The 17,820-nt window shown below is 50.3% G+C and carries 10 protein-coding genes; 5 read left to right on the forward strand and 5 right to left on the reverse strand.

What is annotated here, in order from left to right; all coding sequences use genetic code 11:
* Positions 1–33 precede the first annotated feature (33 nt).
* The gene (locus SY83_RS08030) at positions 34–6,135 is read right to left on the reverse strand and encodes a phosphodiester glycosidase family protein (protein ID WP_068605766.1); all 6,102 of its coding nucleotides are present in this window, start codon (positions 6,133–6,135) and stop codon (positions 34–36) included.
* 225 nt (positions 6,136–6,360) lie between these two features.
* Here SY83_RS08030 and SY83_RS08035 point away from each other — a divergent pair, with 225 nt between their 5' ends.
* Together SY83_RS08035 and SY83_RS08040 are read left to right on the forward strand one after the other, a co-directional pair.
* Positions 6,361–7,140: a DUF6492 family protein gene (locus SY83_RS08035; RefSeq protein WP_068605767.1), complete on the forward strand. Its 780-nt coding sequence runs from the start codon at positions 6,361–6,363 to the stop codon at positions 7,138–7,140.
* 33 nt (positions 7,141–7,173) lie between these two features.
* Entirely contained in the window at positions 7,174–8,508 is a 1,335-nt protein-coding gene (locus tag SY83_RS08040; RefSeq protein ID WP_068605768.1) for a sugar phosphate nucleotidyltransferase, read from the forward strand.
* Positions 8,509–8,567: 59 nt separating this feature from the next.
* On the opposite strand, the gene SY83_RS08045 is transcribed toward SY83_RS08040, so the two are convergent.
* Entirely contained in the window at positions 8,568–10,757 is a 2,190-nt protein-coding gene (locus SY83_RS08045) for an alpha-galactosidase (RefSeq protein ID WP_068605769.1), read from the reverse strand.
* A 157-nt stretch (positions 10,758–10,914) separates the two neighbouring features.
* Here SY83_RS08045 and SY83_RS08050 point away from each other — a divergent pair, with 157 nt between their 5' ends.
* On the forward strand, positions 10,915–11,745 hold the full coding sequence (locus SY83_RS08050; RefSeq protein WP_068605770.1) for a helix-turn-helix domain-containing protein: 831 nt from the start codon (positions 10,915–10,917) through the stop codon (positions 11,743–11,745).
* Positions 11,746–12,883: 1,138 nt separating this feature from the next.
* Here SY83_RS08050 and SY83_RS08055 read toward each other — a convergent pair.
* Positions 12,884–14,410 (reverse strand): HD domain-containing phosphohydrolase, encoded by a 1,527-nt coding sequence (locus tag SY83_RS08055; RefSeq protein ID WP_068605771.1) that lies wholly within the window; start codon positions 14,408–14,410, stop codon positions 12,884–12,886.
* A gap of 200 nt (positions 14,411–14,610) precedes the next feature.
* Here SY83_RS08055 and SY83_RS08060 point away from each other — a divergent pair, with 200 nt between their 5' ends.
* On the forward strand, positions 14,611–15,663 hold the full coding sequence (locus tag SY83_RS08060; RefSeq protein WP_157279820.1) for an ATP-grasp domain-containing protein: 1,053 nt from the start codon (positions 14,611–14,613) through the stop codon (positions 15,661–15,663).
* On the opposite strand, the gene SY83_RS08065 is transcribed toward SY83_RS08060, so the two are convergent.
* Entirely contained in the window at positions 15,609–16,409 is an 801-nt protein-coding gene (locus SY83_RS08065; RefSeq protein WP_068605773.1) for a phytanoyl-CoA dioxygenase family protein, read from the reverse strand. The genes SY83_RS08060 and SY83_RS08065 overlap by 55 nt on opposite strands.
* Before the next feature lie 116 nt (positions 16,410–16,525).
* On the opposite strand from SY83_RS08065, the gene SY83_RS08070 reads away from it, so the two are divergent.
* Positions 16,526–17,416: an AraC family transcriptional regulator gene (locus SY83_RS08070; RefSeq protein ID WP_231891398.1), complete on the forward strand. Its 891-nt coding sequence runs from the start codon at positions 16,526–16,528 to the stop codon at positions 17,414–17,416.
* Here the strand turns inward: SY83_RS08070 and SY83_RS08075 are convergent.
* Positions 17,413–17,769: a winged helix-turn-helix transcriptional regulator gene (locus SY83_RS08075; protein WP_068605774.1), complete on the reverse strand. Its 357-nt coding sequence runs from the start codon at positions 17,767–17,769 to the stop codon at positions 17,413–17,415. The genes SY83_RS08070 and SY83_RS08075 overlap by 4 nt on opposite strands.
* Positions 17,770–17,820 lie beyond the last annotated feature (51 nt).

Genomic DNA, 17,820 nt, shown 5'->3' on the forward strand with positions numbered 1-17,820 from the left:
ATGAATGCAGTAAGGGTCCGGGTTAATATAAAGTTATGCTTGATCCAACAGCATATAAAGATTGTGTAACGCTTTAATACTTTCCGCTCTGGTTGCAGTTCCTTGAGGATTGAAGTTATTGTTCCCCTGCCCCTGCAGCAGATTCAGTTCCTTGGTCGCCGCAATGGCTTCTTTGGCCCACGCTGGCGTTTGAGAAATGTCATTAAATTCGCTTTTTGCAGAAGGGGAAACTTTAACTGTGGCTGCGTACTCGTAAGCCTTTATCAGCATTAAAGCCATCTCTTGACGAGTCAAAAACGCGTCCGGGCTAAATTGATTAACCCCGGTGCCTGTAACAATACCCGCATGAGCCGCCGCTTTCACTTCATCCGCATACCAAACGTTTCCAGGCACATCCGTGAAGGAAAGGGCTGAGTCTGCCTTAATCCCCAACATGCGCACTACTAATGCGGCGAACTCCGCACGGGTTGTCTTCCGCTTCGGTGCGAACTGATCGGACCCAACGCCTTTGGCAATATGCTTGGATGACATGATGGCAACAGCATGCCCTCCCCAATGATCAGAAGGTAAATCAGCGTATTCCGCAGCATATTCCACAACTCCGTACTTACTGAAGTGATGAACGGATGCTGTCAGCTTACCGTCTCTCAGCTTACCTCCTACATACTCGATAGTTCCGTTATCCGCAAAATAATACATACCCGCCAGATCGGTTTTTCCTTCCGAATTTACCAGAAGTGTAATCTCTATCGGCGTTTTAAATTCTGTTAATGCTTTCTTAGTACCATCTGCGGTAATAATCGATAACGAGAAATCCAGAATATCCCCAGCAAGTTTCAATTTGGCTGAAGTTTGTTGTTCTGCCCGAATCATCATTTGCTGCACTTCGGAACGATCGACAACATCCATATCCAGTGTTATTTTCGCAGAAGCAAGCTGATCAGCAGGGATAAGTTTGAGTAATTCTTTCAAAACATCTGCCGGCACACTTAAGGAATACTGATCATGCTTAATGATTAAAGGTAAATCGTTGAGCAGGTCCAAGCTATTACCGGGGAGAATAAGTTTTCGTATTTCTTTCGTAAGTTCAAGAACGTATGCCTGTCCTTGCCTCGAGTTCTTTAACATTTCGCCGTTTACTTCCCGAATCTCCCGATTTGGAATGACCGGAGGAACAACCGGCTCAGGACCTGGATCCGGGTTCGAATCCGGGTCCGGTTTCGGATTTGGGTCCGGTTTCGGATCCGGTTCGGAAGGTTTCGCCTTAACCTCAATACTCATAGAAGTCCTAAATCCACCATACACGGCGGAGATCACAGATGTTCCTTCGCCAACAGCCAGGATATTCCCGGACTCGTTAACTGTGGCTACGCTTGAGTCACTGCTGGTATATAAGGCTCCGTTATTTACAACAGCGGTTGTGCCGTTGGAATATACACTTTCCAACACAGTGGGTGCAGATTCTCCAATGACATATGAAGCTTTACCGGTCAACGATAATCCGGTAACTTCGGGTGTTACCGAAGGCCCCGGCTCCACGGTAATAAGGCTGTCCGCGTACACATTATGGACGACACTGGCGGCTCTCACCACCGCATTTCCCTCTGCGATTGCAAGCACTGTTCCGTCAGGTTGAACGGAAACTACGGAACCCGTGCTGCCTGCGGCAGGTTGTGAACTGTATACCGACCATGTCACGCTTTGATCAGCGCTATCCGGAGATACCGTCGCTTGAAGCTTCGTTTGCTCTCCCGCCTTTAGCTTAACCTCTGGCTTGTCCAACCGGATCGACTCCGATTCTTCTTGTTTCCCGAGCGTAAACGAGTCAACGACCCGTCCGCCAACCGTCTTCGTGATAAATGTAAGAGTATTTTTAGTGATTTCAATAGACGCGTACATTTGCGTTAATTCCGCATCCGTAACCTTTTGCCATGGACGCTCCGTCAATGAATAGAATTTCGGTCCTGTTGATCCGGCCACAACATAATTTGTGCCTTGTCCGTCCGGAACGATTTTGCCGCCTTTCATCGGATGGGTACGTAAGTAAATATGATCATGTCCGTTCAGAACCAGATCGACTCCGTTCGCTTCCAACACAGGCGCCCATAGGTTCCGCACATCTAACGTATCATAAATACTGCCGTAAGGACCTCTGTGGAACATAGCAATTGTCCATTTGGATTTTGACTGCGCCAGATCCTTCTCCAGCCACTCTTTCTGTGCTTCATAGTCCCGTTCGCTGTTAAGCACGACAAAATGCGCATTTTTATAATTAAACGAGAAGTTCGTGCCCTTCAGATTCTCTAATCCATTGCCTGCCTGATTAAAATGAGCGTTAAAATCACTGTTACCGGTTTTATCCGAATATTCGTGATTACCAATCACCGATACCAATGTGGTTTTGAGCAACTGTTCCTGAGCGGTGCTGTACCACATGTTCCATTCATTCTCCAAGTAGCCTTTATCCACCATGTCTCCGGCATGCATGACGAACTGAGCATCGGGATGTTCGTCCATCGCCTTTTGGACCGTATTTCCCCAAAGCTGATATCCCTTTAAATCACTGGCCTGGGAGTCCGCAAAATAGAGAAACTTCATCGCGCCCTCACTGTTGCTTGCTGTTGAGAATTTACCTTGGGCGCTGTAGTTCCCTTTGCCGTCCCCAACCCGATACACATAAGAAGTACCCTGCTTCAGTTTGTTTGCTTCCGCTTTATGAACCCGCACCGTTCCCAGGTCAAGCGTGTTATACAACGAAGTATTTCCTGTATACTTCTCGACGTTGGAAGCGTTAAAATCGGTGAATTTCTTCTCTTCCACAAGTTCAACAACCGTCTCTTCCGTCAACGGGTGGGTATGCCATATGAATTTTCTTGAAGTTGCCGCGTCGTCACCCATACCCACACTGATATTATGAGGGACCGCGCTGCCGGCCAGCTTGAACACTTTGAACGGCATGACTGCGCTGTATTGATTGTTTTTCTTAGCTTGAAGTTGATATTCTTTGACTGTCTGTGTCAATGTCGATGTCATGAGCTTCCCTTGCGCATCTGTAACGCCTATGCTGGCTCCGTCTGCTAATATAGCAGCTCCCTGCACAGGAAGTCCTTGCTCATCTTTTACAGAGATGGATGTGAAAAAGCCCTGCGCCACCCCATTAGGATCCCATTCCAACTGCAGATGCTGTCTGATTTCGGATGAAATCGGAAGTCCAAAGAAAGGAAATGCGGTATCTCCTGTATCCGTGAACTGAATGATTCCTTTCACGAATCGGAACAGGTTGGCATCCTTCGCCGTTGGTTTCACCTTATATTGAATACTGATAAACTCATCGGTATCGTTTAAATCCGTAAGATGAATATTGTTCATGTTCAATTGAACCGTTCCATAGGTTGAATTAATGACGGAAGAGACGTTAGCCCCGCTTAGTTTAGCTCCGTGCACAATGTGCACATCTTCTATTTTTGAAGGATCGAAGCCCCATTCCACTTGAGCATTCCTTATGCTTTTTACTTTCTCCGCTGTAACTTGTAATGCGTAAATATGACCGGAATACACGGTTGGCGGCGTCGTAAAACTCAGTTTAGCCGAGTCCGTATCCACTTGAAAGGTCCATTCTTTCGTTGTTTGGTTACCTGACAAGTCTTTCACTTGAACCTTCACTTGATGTACGCCGTCCGCCAGCGGAACATTAGGTGTGTAATGAATCTTTCCTTCCGGCGGGTACAGCGCATGAGGAACCAGACTGCCGTCCACGTACATACGTATTTTGTCCGGATCAATTAGTGTCGTCCCAGGATGTGTAGCTTGATTGTATCCGTAATCTTCACCGTAAGCCGTAATCACAGGTGTTGAATCCGCTGTAATACCGCTTTGTGCAGGACTTATTTTCTTGATTATCGGCGGATCCATATCATCCTTGGCCGGACCGTACAGCGCGCGAATATTATCCACGTAGATGGCGCCGGCATCCTTCTTGGCTGCCTGAGTTTCCATATATCTCACCGGCATATCCATCGTCAGCGGCAATGCTCGCCCTTTCGGAACCGCAGCCTCCATGTACTTCCACCCTTTGAAATCCACGCCGATCGTCTGATCTACAAAATCTAACCCGATTGCTCCTTTCGGGTCGCGCAATTGAGCCCGTAGCCAGTGCTTGTTACCGTCGCCATAAACCCACATACTGATTTTCTCAGGGTACCCGGGAATTTGTATATAATTGGCCGCATTCTTGGCTTGCAGGTAAGCACCGGACGTGCCGGGTTTGCCCGTAAAATCATAGGCCAGCTTTAACGCTTTGTTGCCGAAACGAACGAACTCTTCCTCGGACTCGAGGCTAACCGTCGTGGTATTATATTGCGCTCCTGCCGAAGGATAGTAGCGATCCAGGTTTGTTTCAAAGTCCTCCAATATAACCGGCGGCAATCCCACGTTTACATTCAGGGAGGCTTCAATCCCTTTGTATTTCACAATAATCTTACCGGTTTTTTCGGTTTCCGTTGTAGCGGTGAAAACACCGTCAGCGGTAATGGTCCCGATCGGTCCTTCCACGCTCCATTCCATTTGATTGTTGGCTGCTTGAATAACTTGCCCGTTACGAAGCGCGATAACGTTTATTTTCTCCGAAGATCCGGAACCCAGCGTTTTTTCCGCATCCGCAAACTTGAGCTCCGTTAACTGATTTACAACTTCCACATTACCTATGCCTGTCAATCCATCCGCCGCGACATTAATTTCGCTTACACCCGGCACCATGCCCGCTGTAAATTGTCCGGCGTTATCGATGGCGCCTATGGACGGATTTACCGTCCAAACGGGAGTCCCTGTAAAGGAAGCCGGATGTCCTTGCGCATCGATACCCGCTGTACTAAAGGTAAACGATGAGCCCGTCAGTACCCGCTCTGTACTCGGCTTCACCACTAATCTGGACGCGGGGCCTTCGGGCGCCCGATTCACAAGCAATATGCCATTCGCTGTCTTGCGCTCGCTGCCGTCGGAAGGTCGGTTCAACACTTTACGCGCAGTCTCTCCCGGTAAGCGCGCAACGAACGTAGAGGAACCGCCGCCGTCCAGATTCAGCGCGTTGACTACGCCCATATCTTTCATCAACTGTCCGACTTCCTGCAGTTGCATGCCTTCACTGACTCCCGGCTGTCTGCCGTCCATCTCAAGCATGACAACGGATCCGTCCGCTTTAGTCCCGATGGCGGTTCTCGGTGCGAGGGAGGTATCCCCTTGAGGAATGACATTGCCGTCTTGTACAAGCAGTACATTACCCCCGATCGACATGGTAACATTCTGCCAAGCTTGTTCTAATTGAAAGCTGGCGGTCACTTCATCACCCGCCTGTAACCCGTTCAATACGGACCGCTTCGTGCCCGATGCGGACAGCACGACCTGGCCTGGAGCCAACATCGTGTTGCCTTTATTCTTATGTACCTCTTTGACGCGGAGCGTCATCGTACTTCCGGTTTTCAGTTCACCGGAAACGATGTCCAATACCACTTCATCGCCGAGGTCGTTCGTTGTTGTAGAAGTATGAAAATCTGAAGAATACAGGATGAGTGCGTCTGTGCTTCTTAACCGGTTAATGTGCGAAATAGGCGTCGTGGTTCCTTGAATCGTAACCGTACGGGCCAGTTCCGGACTGGGTCCATACAGCGTTGAACCGTCCGGCTTGATGCCGAAGGCGAACCAGTTCGAAGGCGGACTTGTCAGGATCTTGCCTCCGCCCATGAACAAACCGAGCGGAACGCCTGTCGATAAATCATAGAAATCCCCATTGACGGCAGCAATGACCCGGTTGCCCGTCTTGTCGGCATCCGAGGCCATCTTGGTAACGCCTTGCATACCGTAAACCTTGCCGTCTGTCATTCCCGGCTCTAACGCGAGCGCTGGGTTGTTTGCCGGGTTAAATTCCACCGCGTGAACTTTTTGCGGTCCCCTGGACATTTGTAAATCATAGTTCGTATACGTGGCTCCCGGTGCAAGCTCCATGCTGCGTTCGTCCAATACTTGACCTATCGCAGTCGTTTGAGCTGCCGCCAGGGCTTGTCCCATAGGTAAAATGACGGTTAAAACCATGATAAAACTTAATAATGCGCTCAATCGTTTTCTGTACCCTGTTGTACTCATGTTTGTCCTCCTAAGCTGAATGAATTCGAGGACAAGTATAAACGTCATTTGTTAACTAAAGTGGCTTAAAACTTTAATGATATGTAAAGACGAAAGGTAAGCGGTTGCCGAATCCACAAAAGTCCATTGTCCGGTTTGACCCACTCCAATTTTCACCCTTGTACATACCATGGTTAAAACTGTTCCTGAAGGTGCAGCAACTGTGATGGAGACGGAGATGATCGCTTGAAGATTGATGTGTTTATACCTGCAATTGAGAAAGACCTGGGCACCCTGCCCTATGTTATAGACAGTTTGCGTAAATACGTGCGGCACCCCCTCGGCACCATTTACATTGTTTCGCCTGAAAGTTCCAAGATCCGCCGTATGTGCGCGCGTAAAAGCTGCAATTTCGTCCATGAAGGCACCGTGCTGCCCATTTCCAAAAAAGATATCCACTACCGCTCCGCCCGCTGGGATCGTTCCGGCTGGTTACTGCAGCAGTTATTAAAGCTGAGCGGCGACCGGGTGTGCACCGCAAGCCATTACCTGGTTATTGATGCGGACACGATCTTGATCCGTCCCCATACGTTTAAATCGGACGGTAAGACTGTGTTCTACTACCGCAAGTGGAGCCAGCCCGAATATTTCCGCACACATCGCAAATTAATGGGAACTTCCGCTAAAGCGCCTCATTCTTTTGTAGCGCATTACATGCTGTTTGAACGCGCCAAGGTGGCAGCTTTGAAGAAACGAATCGAAGCCAGGCACGGCATGCCTTGGTATCGCGCCATCCTGCGCAGCATTGACCGTACACAGCAATTCGGTTTTTCGGAATTCGAAACCTACGGCAACGTATTTCACGCTCAGGATCCGGGGGGGATCCGATTTCGCAAGTGTCTGAACCTGAGTCTGCACCGCAGCGTCGCCTCCCTGACAGCGTCTCAAAAGAAAGCTTATGCCGGCAAATATCGTTCACTTTCCTTTCATAAACGCAAAGGTTACAGCATCGCGCGCAAAGGTTAGCAAGTCTTAACCGCAAATCCAGGAGGTGTTGAAGTGAGAGTTGTGTTACTGTGCGGAGGTTCGGGCAAGCGATTATGGCCTCTGTCGAATGATGTCCGGTCCAAAATATACCTAAAACAACTCACTGCTCCCGACGGTCAACCGGAATCCATGATTCAACGGGTATGCCGTCAGTTGGAGGCGTCGGGCTTGCTCAGCTCGACGATCATTGTCACGCATGCGTCCCAGGTTGAAATTACCCGCAATCATATCGGGTATTCGGTTCCGATTCTGGCCGAACCGATGAAGAAAGGGACCTTCACGGCGGTTGCCCTTGTGGCTGCCTTCATCCATGCTCAGTTGGGACTTCGTTCCGATGAGGTTCTGATCGTGTTGCCGGCGGATGTATTCGCGGAGGACGGCTATTTCATTGCTTTATCGAAGTTGCCTAAAGTTCTGGATGCAACAAAAGCCGATTTGGCTTTCTTGGGCACCGTGCCTTCGCAACCTTCGGAGCAGTTTGGGTACATCGTGCCGAAGGTGGGCAGCGATATTCGGAGCGGGGATGTGCTACAGGTAGACCGGTTTGTGGAAAAACCTGAAGAAGAGCACGCCATGGGTTTAGTTCGGCAAGGAGCGTTGTGGAATTGCGGCGTATTCGCTTTCCAATTGGGATTCATGCTGGATAAGATGAAAGCCGCCGGTTTTCCTTGGAAGTTTGAAGATATGCTCTTGCAATATCCTGGACTGACGGAGCTTAGCTTCGACAAGGAGATTGCCGAGAAATCGGGTAATGCCGTCGTTGTTCCCTATTGCGGCGCATGGACGGACTTGGGGCAGTGGGGGACGTTAACGGAGCTGTTTGACCGACAAGTATCCGGCTTTGGAACCGTGTCGCCCGACAGCGTTAACACCCATCTGGTTAATGAGCTGTCTGTGCCTGTGCATGTTATCAATATCAGCAACGCGATTATCGCCGCGGGTCCTGACGGCATCCTTGTTGCCGATAAGGAAAGCAGCGCCCGCATAAAAGAGGAACTTCTGCGTGCTCCGTTGCCTGTTGCGATGTATGAGGAGTGGAGCTGGGGTGAGTCCACAGTGTTGGATTTCACGCTGACCGGCAGCCTGGAAACGATCACTCGCAAGCTAAACGTTCGTCCCGGGGAAGTGATTGGAAAACAAGTTTATGCGACAAGCGATCTCGTTTGGGTGGTGCTGACAGGACGCGGGGAAGTCAGTTCAGGGAAGCTTATACGCGAATTGGCACCGGGTGAAAGCGTACAGATCCCGCGAGGTGTTGACCACAGCATTCGCGTTGTCGGGAATGAGGAATTGATGCTTCTGGAAGTAAGGACAGGTCAGGTGCTGGGGAAGAGCGGTAAAGTTTAAAGTTGATAATGGAAACAGCCCTCCCGAGAATCCCAGGGAGGGCTGTTTGCTGAACTCGCTTATTCTACGGCTTGCAAACGCCAAACCGCGCTTTGGTAATCACCATGCAGCTCCGGCAATACCAAGCCCGCATACATCAGCACATCGCCGCCGTACACCTGACCTGTTTCAGCCACCTTGTAGCTGTGGTTCGGATCTAAGCCCTTGAAACGCAGCCGGCGAATGGCATCATTCGGCTCCGCCAGCACGCGGAAGTATGCCGCGAACACATCGCGCTGATCTTCGGAGACGAACATCCAGGCCGTCTCATTGCCTTCAAACGGACTGAGCAATCGGTAGAAATCGCCTTGCTGTACCAGCGACCGCACTTCCTTGTAGAATGCGACCTGCGCCTTCACGGTACTTTTCTCTTCTTCCGTAAATTGCGTTAAATCCAGCTCATAACCGAAGTTGCCGGACATGGCCACATTGCCTCGCATATCGAGGGATGTCATGCGGTGAACCTGATGATTAGGAACCGCGGAGACGTGGGAGCCCATGGAGCTGATCGGGTACACCATGCTTGTACCGTACTGAATTTTCAGACGGCTGATCGCATCGGTGTTATCGCTCGTCCAGGTTTGCGGCATGTAATACAACATCCCCGGATCGAACCGGCCTCCCCCGCCGGAACAGCTTTCGAACAGGATATGCGGGAATTTCGTCGTGATTTCCTCCAATACGCGGTACAATCCAAGCATATAACGGTGCGCGGTCTCGCGTTGACGTTGCGCAGGGAGCAATGCCGAGCCAATCTCCGTCATATTGCGGTTCATATCCCACTTCACGTAAGTTATAGGAGCGCTGGATAGTACATCTGACAGTGACTTGATGATATAGTCACACACATCCTTACGCGAGAAATCAAGGATGAGCTGTTGGCGTCCTTCGGTTCTGCGGCGTCCCGGTACGTGCAGGCACCAGTCGGGATGAGCCCGGTACAGGTCACTGTCGGGTGAAACCATTTCCGGCTCGAACCACAAGCCGAACTGCATCTCCATGTCTCGCACCCTCTTGACGAGATCCTCCAACCCGTTCGGGAGTTTCTTGCGGTCGACGATCCAATCTCCCAGGGAGCTGTTGTCTGAGTCACGCTTGCCGAACCAGCCGTCATCGAGAACAAATAACTCAATGCCCAGCTCTTTGCCGGCTTTGGCGATATCTTCGATCTTCTCAGCATTGAAGTTAAAGTAAGTCGCTTCCCAGTTGTTGACCAGCACCGGACGCACTTCATCGCGGTACAGTCCACGGCAAAGACGGGTACGGTAAAGCTTATGGAAACGGCGCGACATGCCTCCGAGTCCTTCCGGCGAATACACCAACACCGCCTCCGGCGTTTGGAACGATTGCCCCGGCTCGAGCAGCCAGGAGAAATCAAACGGGTTAATTCCCATGGATACGCGGGCTGTATCGTAAGCGTCCACTTCCACGCTTGCAAGGAAATTTCCGCTGTACACTAAACTGAATCCGTATACATCTCCCTGCTCTTCTCCCGCGTCCTTGCTCATTAGAGCCAAGAAGGGGTTGTGTTGGTGCGAGCTGGAGCCGCGGCGGCTTTCAATGGATTGCGTACCGACCGTGAGCGGACGCTTTGCGACATTGCGTTCCTTGGCCCATGCTCCCGCCAAGTGCAGCAGGTCAAAGTCTTTATGCGGGAAATCCACGTTGGCGCTAAGCGCGCGTTGCAATTCTAGATTGTCCGTACCTTCGTTGACGAAGCGGACCGAGCGCGTAATCGCGTCCAACTCGCTGAACACCGTATAGGAAAGAATAACTTTGAGTCCGGTCAGCTTGTCCAGCGTTGTAATTTCCAACGTTTCCGCTTCGCTCTCATCCTCCACGTAAGTTGCGGGAAGTACCTCCAGCTCCGGTTTACCGGCTGAAACCGTATGCGAAACATACAGTAACTCCGTAATGGTAGTGCCGTTGGCCAACTTTACGCCGTAGGCCGGTTGACGGAAATCCGACGTACCGTATACCGGATATTCCTGCGGCAGCGTGTCCAGCGTCATCAGTTTGGACTTATCGGGCGTGGGATGGAAAGAACAGCGCTGGGCGTAAGTCAGAAGCTGTTCCGGTTGGAAGGCTTGCAGTCGTCGGCCCCAATACAGATGCGTCAAGAAGCCCATTTCATGTATTTGCAGAATATAACTGGTGCCGCGCGATTGAAGATGAAACGTCAGTTGTTGTTCATTTATAAGAATACCCATAGGTTGTATATGCCTCCAGTAAACGTTTTACTTAAATCATACACTTTTCCCGACTTTTTGCCTATGGAGCCATAAAGGCTGGATATGGACGGATGTAGTTTTTGTGTGCGATAGTGGGAAGAGACGAACTGAATCCTATGAACTTAAGGAGAAATCAATGTCGAAGGAACTTGAATTGGCGCATACCACGGCTCCGCCCGCCGGGTTGTTTATTTGTGACTATTTTGAGCAAAAAGAAGATTATTTCGCCTATCGTCCGGACGGGACGCGGGATTGGCTGGTCATTGCGACGGTTTCCGGTGAAGGGGTGTTCCGGGTCGGGGAGGAGTCCATTGTGTGCAAAGCCGGTGATCTTGCGTTAATCAAGCCGGGCACCATGCATCATTACACGACCTTTTCAGGGGGCCGGTGGAATTTTTATTGGGCTCACTTTTTGCCTAAAGCGGATTGGCCGCAGTACCTGCTCTGGTCTGAACCACTGAAAGGAATGTTGATGACGCAGATTGATTTAACGGATACGCGGGAGCGAATCTACAGTGCGTTTCGACGAATGATTGAAGACAACCGGCAAGGGGGCAGGTACGGAGAAGCTTTGGCACAGAACAGCTTGCTTGAAGTGCTGATGTTAGCCGCGCGGCAACAAGCCTGGCAGACGGAGAACGGAATGGATCACCGGGTTCAGGACGTGCTCAGGCGGATGGCGGAAAACTTAAAGGACCAGCACCGGGTGACCGCATTGGCCAAAGCCGTGCACTTGTCGCCTTCGAGGCTGTCGCATTTGTTTAAAGAGCAGGTCGGGGATTCCATCATTGAAGTTTTGCTCAAAATGAGGCTGAAACAAGCAGGCCGCCTCCTCCATTACACCGACCGGCAGGTGCAGGAGATTGCGGAGGATGTCGGGTTTGCGAGTCCGTTTTATTTTACGGAACAGTTTACGCGTTTTTATGGGATGAATCCGTCGGAGTATCGAAGGTTGGGGATCGATTAGGAGCTGGGTAACTTGTCTGGGTGTTGCGTGTTTGGCAGGCGCGGTGTGCAGGGTTATCCCTTTCAGTCAGCTCGGCAGCTTACCCAGGAGTTATACTTTGCAAACGCCTAATGCTGGGTTATCCCTTTCAGTCAGCTCGGTAGCTTATCCAGCAGTTGTACTTTGCAAACGCCGAACGCTGGATTATCCCTTTCAGTCAGCTCGGTAGCTTATCCAGGAGTTATACTTTGCAAACGCCGAACGCTGGATTATCCCTTTCAGTCAGCTCGGCAGCTTATCCAGGAGTTATATTTTTCAAACGCCTAATGCTGGGTTATCCCTTTCAGTCAGCTCGGCAGCTTATCCAGCAGTTGTACTTTGCAAACGCCTAATGCTGGATTATCCCTTTCAGTCAGCTCGGCAGCTTATCCAGCTTATCCAGCAGTTGTACTTTGCAAACGCCTAATGCTGGGTTATCCCTTTCAGTCAGCTCGGCAGCTTATCCAGCTGTTGTACTTTGCAAACGCCTAATGCTGGGTTATCCCTTTCAGTCAGCTCGGTGGTTGACGACTGAGTCTGGGGGATAGCCCAGCATTTGGGATTAGCACGAGTTAATGGGATAACCCAGCACTTGAGCTTTCACATACTACCTCGATGCCAATGAACGCGCCACTGAGTCAATGGGATAACCCGGCACTTGAGCGCTCGCATACTTACTGGATACCGATGAACGCGCCACTGAGTCAATGGGATAACCCGGCACTTGAGCGTTCACATACTTACTCGATACCGATGAACGCGCCACTGAGTCAATGGGATAACCCGGCACTTGAGCGTTCACATACTTACTCGATACCGATGAACGCGCCACTGAGTCAATGGGATAACCCGGCACCTGAACGCTCACATACTATCTCGATTCCAATGAACACGCCACTGAGTCAATGGGATAACCCGGCACCTGAACGCTCACATACTTACTCGATACCGATGAACGCTCCACTGAGTTAATGGGATAACCCGGCACTTGAGCGCTCACATACTTACTCGATAGCGATGAACGCGCGCGCCACTGAGTCAATGGGATAACCCAGCACTTGAGCGCTCGCATACTTACTCGATACCGATGAACGCGTCACTGAGTCAATGGGATAACCCCTCATCCCGCCGCCACTGGAAACATCGGTGCAACAACCGCATGCTCCTTCCGCATCGCTTCCACAAACAAAGGCGTAAACACCGGATCCCACTGAACGCCCATCCCTTCTTCCAGAATGGAAATCGCTTTCTCCACCGGCATTCCCCTGCGGTAAGGCCTGTCCGACGTCATGGCGTCAAACGCGTCGGCAATCGCGATAATCCGTCCCAATTGAGGGATGTCACAACCGGCCAAGCCGTCCGGGTATCCTCTTCCGTTATATTGCTCATGATGGGAACGCACTCCCGGCAGAATGACAGCCATGGCTTCCGCGGGCTCAATTTGCTTAAGAATATTTTCGCCTAACACCGGATGAAGCTTAATCAATTCAAACTCGTCGTCTGTCAGTCGACCTTCTTTCAACAGCACGGCGTCTCTTACGCCAATCTTCCCTATATCATGCAACAATGCCGCTTTCCGCAAAATATCCATCTCCGGCTCCGAAAGCCCAGCCAAAGTTCCAATCATGCCGGAGTAACGCGCCACTCTCTCGGAATGGCCAGCCGTGTAAGGGTCTCTCGCATCCAACGCCGCCGCAAGGGTTGTAAAGTAACTTTGGAGCAGTTGGTTGTTCATACCCTCCCGGAACTTGAGCCCGTTCACCATATGGTTAAACCCGGCTACCAACTGGGAGAACTCATCCGTGTAGATGTTACCCGCCTGTGTCTCGAAGTTCCCGTTCCGGACATCGTCCATCGCATTGCGTATACTCTCCATTGGTCCTTGAACATCCCTGGACAACAGCCAAGCGCCCAAAGCGGAAAACCCTACTCCGATGGCCAGTATAAGCGCAGCCCACTTCCAGTAATCCGCCGTATACTCGGAGGGCAGATCGCTTAACCGAACCTGGGAAGCCAGCGAAAACAGAAATACCGGGAACGTGCCGATCAACAATGCGCTTAACTGGAACTTGCTTCGTATAGACACTAACACTTGTCCATCCAGGGCGACATCCACTCCGTATAACAGGATGGCACGTTGACGCAACTCCTTCAACACCGGCCGAATCGCCTGATTATTGAGAAAAAATTCAATCAGCGCATGCATACTGGCAACCAGTACAGCCCCCAACGTCGCAAGCAAAATATAAGTATACGGAAGCATCACCAGCTCAAAGTGGATCGCAGCTGCCAACATGGATGCCGCCGGAATGGACAAACCCAGGAAATGGGGTCCGTAAATACGGCGTACCGCCAGAACCGGAAAGCGATGCGCCTGCACATAAGCCCTTCTCAGTTCCTCCGCTGTTGGCTGCGCAGTAAGATAAGCTTGGCGTATAGGCCGGATATGGCGTGTAAACAACATGAATTCACAACTAAACATGATTAGCAATGAAACAAACAGCAAAAGGAACAAATAGTATGTCTCTCTAACGGATATTTGGAGCGTCGAGAAAATGAGAATACTCCCTACTCCCAATACGGCGGCAGACGAACCAAACAGATAATCCCGGATGAGTTGTTTCATAAACGAACGGTAAACGGACATAAGCGAACCTGCACTCCTTCGGGTAAATCCTCTGCGAACAGCTTATTTACGGTTATACGCAGGAAATGTAGAATTGGATGGGTTGGATGACTTCATTTATGTATTTCGGCTATTCTAAGCGATTTCATTTGCATTCAGCCAAAAAAATTCCCGATTCGAATGTGTTTGGGGTATTATGGGAAGAAAACCAGAGGTGTACGATGACAACGCGGAAAAAAGCCATCATTATTACAGATTATGCAGGTTATGTGCGTGAAAACTTTTATCCGGAGAACGGTGTCAATCTGGAGGTTATGGTCCGAAAACTGCGGGATTACGGCGTTGAAGCCCAGATCACAGGCTATCAGGATTTAGCAAACTCCACCTTTGAAATTAAGGATACGCTCATTCTATACTCCTCCTCCCAACAACCGGATTACAAAGCTTATATTGATGATATTCTATACGAACTCTCCAAACACAATCAGGTTGTGCCCCGGTATGAAATCTTTCGCGCCCACGAGAATAAAGGGTATCAGGAACTATTGAAAGCCGCTCATGGGTTTTCGTCGCTGCATTGTCATTACTTGGCCACAGCGCGTGATTTCCTCAACATCGCAGATCAAATCAATTACCCTGTGGTGATCAAAAAAATGGACGGCAGCATGAGCAAAAACGTCGTTAAAGCTGACACGAGAGAGGAAGCTGTAAGACACGTACACAAGTTCACACAACCCGCACAGCCGATACGTTACTTTTTGAGTAAATGGCTCGATCAGTTTATTTTGAAGAAAAAATATGTGAATTACGAGCGGGAAACGGACTATATCGGAAGGTACGTCGTACAGCAGTTTGTTCCGGGATTGCAGGAGGATTGGCGGGTGCTGGTGTGCGGGGATAAATATTATGTGCTGAAACGCGGTGTGCGCAAGCATGATTTTCGGGCAAGCGGAAGCGGGCTTTTCACTTTCGACCACCCGCCCGAAGGGATGCTGGATTATGCCAAGAGTCTATATACGAAGCTGGATTCTCCGTTCCTCTCTATGGATATTTGTAAGCATGAGGGAGGCTTTGATGTGTTTGAGTTTCAGGGCACTCACTTCGGACCTGCGGCGATCATTAATTCTGAACATTATTACCGTCAACATGCGCAAGGCACATGGGAAAAAGTAGTTGGAAAATCCAACTACTCGGAAGTATATATAGAGGCGATTATCTCCTATCTCGACCATACTACAGGATTCAACCGGGATGCTGCGACATCGCCGGGCTGAAGATCAGGAAACCAGCTCGCCAGATCGTTCTTGCGCGCATTACTGTCAGGCTCGGCGATTCGAACACCGTCCGCCATGTAAATAACGGTCATGACTTTGCGAATATGCTCCGTAGGATTGCCCGGCGCGGAATGTAAAGTCCAGCCCGCATGGAATGTGGCGTCGCCTGCGGCCATGGCGCCATGCGATACTTGCTCAAACCCCTTGCCTTCAATGTACTGCGCGAGGGTTCGGTGGGACTCGTCGGATATGACCATTTTGTTAATATAACCCGCCTCTTGCGAGCCGGATGCGAACGTCATGGAGCCCACTTCCTCCGGCACGTCCACCAGCGGCATCCACATCGTAATCGTCTTGTCCGTATCCAGCGGCCAGTAGATTTGATCCTGATGCCAAGGCGTATGCCCGCCTCCCGGCTCCTTGAACAGGGCCTGGTCATGATAAATGCGCACGCTGTCCACGCCCATCAGCTCCGCCGCCACTTTGGCGAACCTCTCCGCCAGAACGAAGCGCGCAATGATCTCACTGTGCTGCCACAGGTTGCCTACCTGAATGAATGCCTTCCCGTACGTATCCCTTTCGCTCAGGGGCTTATCATTGTAGTTCAGCTCCATCACCTTTTCGGTAATTACAGGTTCATAAGCTGCGATCTCCTCAGGTGCGGCGAGTTGCCGAACAAGGATATGCCCATTGCGGGTATATTGTTCTTTTTGCACATTGGAAATATCATATAAGGTTGAATTCATGACTTCTCCTCCTTGTACTTTTCTGTTATTCTACAGGAAGAATAAGCCGAATTCATTGTCATTATGTATAATATTTTTGTCAAAAACAACAATGTTAGTTAAGGAAGGAACTGCCCATGAAGACCGTCCCTTGCAACGAGATCCGACCCGTGGTTCCCTATATCCGGGAAGGCGATTACGCGTCAAGAAAGCCTTGGTTTTACCCTGAACGCCGCTTGCTGGATTATTTGCTGGTATATGTGCAGGAGGGCTCCTGTTGTTTTCGGGTGGATGAGGAAGATTATCTGTTACATGCGGGGGAATTCTGCCTGGTGCAGCCCAACAGCCTCGTTCGTTTGGAAGGTTTGACGGATACCGTAACCCCTTTCGTGCATATGGACATCTTCTATCATCCTGACCGTGCGCAGAGTTTTCCTACCCGTCCCGGCCAAATTCATCTATCCGACTATGGGGATTTGTTACAACCGCGTTTGGCGGAGGTGTTTGGTGTCCATGTACCTGTGCGTTTCCGTGTTCGGGAGCCTCGTTCCTTCAAGGAGAAGCTGCTCCGGATTATCGATCTCTTTCATGAACACAATCCGTTGATGCAGCTCAAAGTACAGACTTTGGCCACCGAGCTCGTGACAGAAATTCTGGAGTTGTACAGCCAGCCCGGCGACTCTCTTGGTACAGCAACGCACACCTTGAACTGGGTTCCGTCTTACATGTCCTTTCATCTCAGGGAGTCGATTTCTGTCGCAGACCTGGCCCGCCGCGCGCATCTGTCGGTTTCACGCTTCAACACGTTGTTTAAGGAACGGTTTCATACGCCGCCCCATCAATACTTGCTCCGCATGCGCATTCAACATGCCCAAGAGCTGCTGCAACGCACCTTGCTTACACAAGAGCAGATTGCCGAATATTGCGGATTTGCCGACGTTCACCATTTCTCCAAAGCGTTCAAGAAACGGACCGGTACACAGCCCGGGGAATGGACCAAGACGCGGAAACAGGATCGTGATATTTAATCCTTCCACACAAACGTGTTACCGTAATCCTGACCCCAGTCATACATCATGCGCAAAATAGGCATCAAGCTCTCTCCATGCGGCGTCAGCGTATATTCCACCCGCGGAGGAACTTCGGCATACACTTTACGCTCCACCAGCCGGTCCTCCTCCAGTTCCCGAAGCTGGTTGGTCAACATCTTTTGGGTAATGGACGGAATTAACCGCTTGAGTTCGCTGAACCGCTTCGTCCCCTCTAATCCCAAGTGCCATAGTATAATTAATTTCCATTTCCCCCCGATGACAGCCAAAGTTAATTCCTTCTCGCAATTGATTTCTTTCAGGTTAATCCGCTCTTTCAATTCACTTGCCATTCGCTTTCATCCCTTTCCCCGCACAATAGTATCTTCCAGGTAACTACACCA

The sequence above is a fragment of the Paenibacillus swuensis genome, from assembly GCF_001644605.1.
Taxonomy (GTDB): Bacteria; Bacillota; Bacilli; order Paenibacillales; family DY6; genus Paenibacillus_N; species Paenibacillus_N swuensis.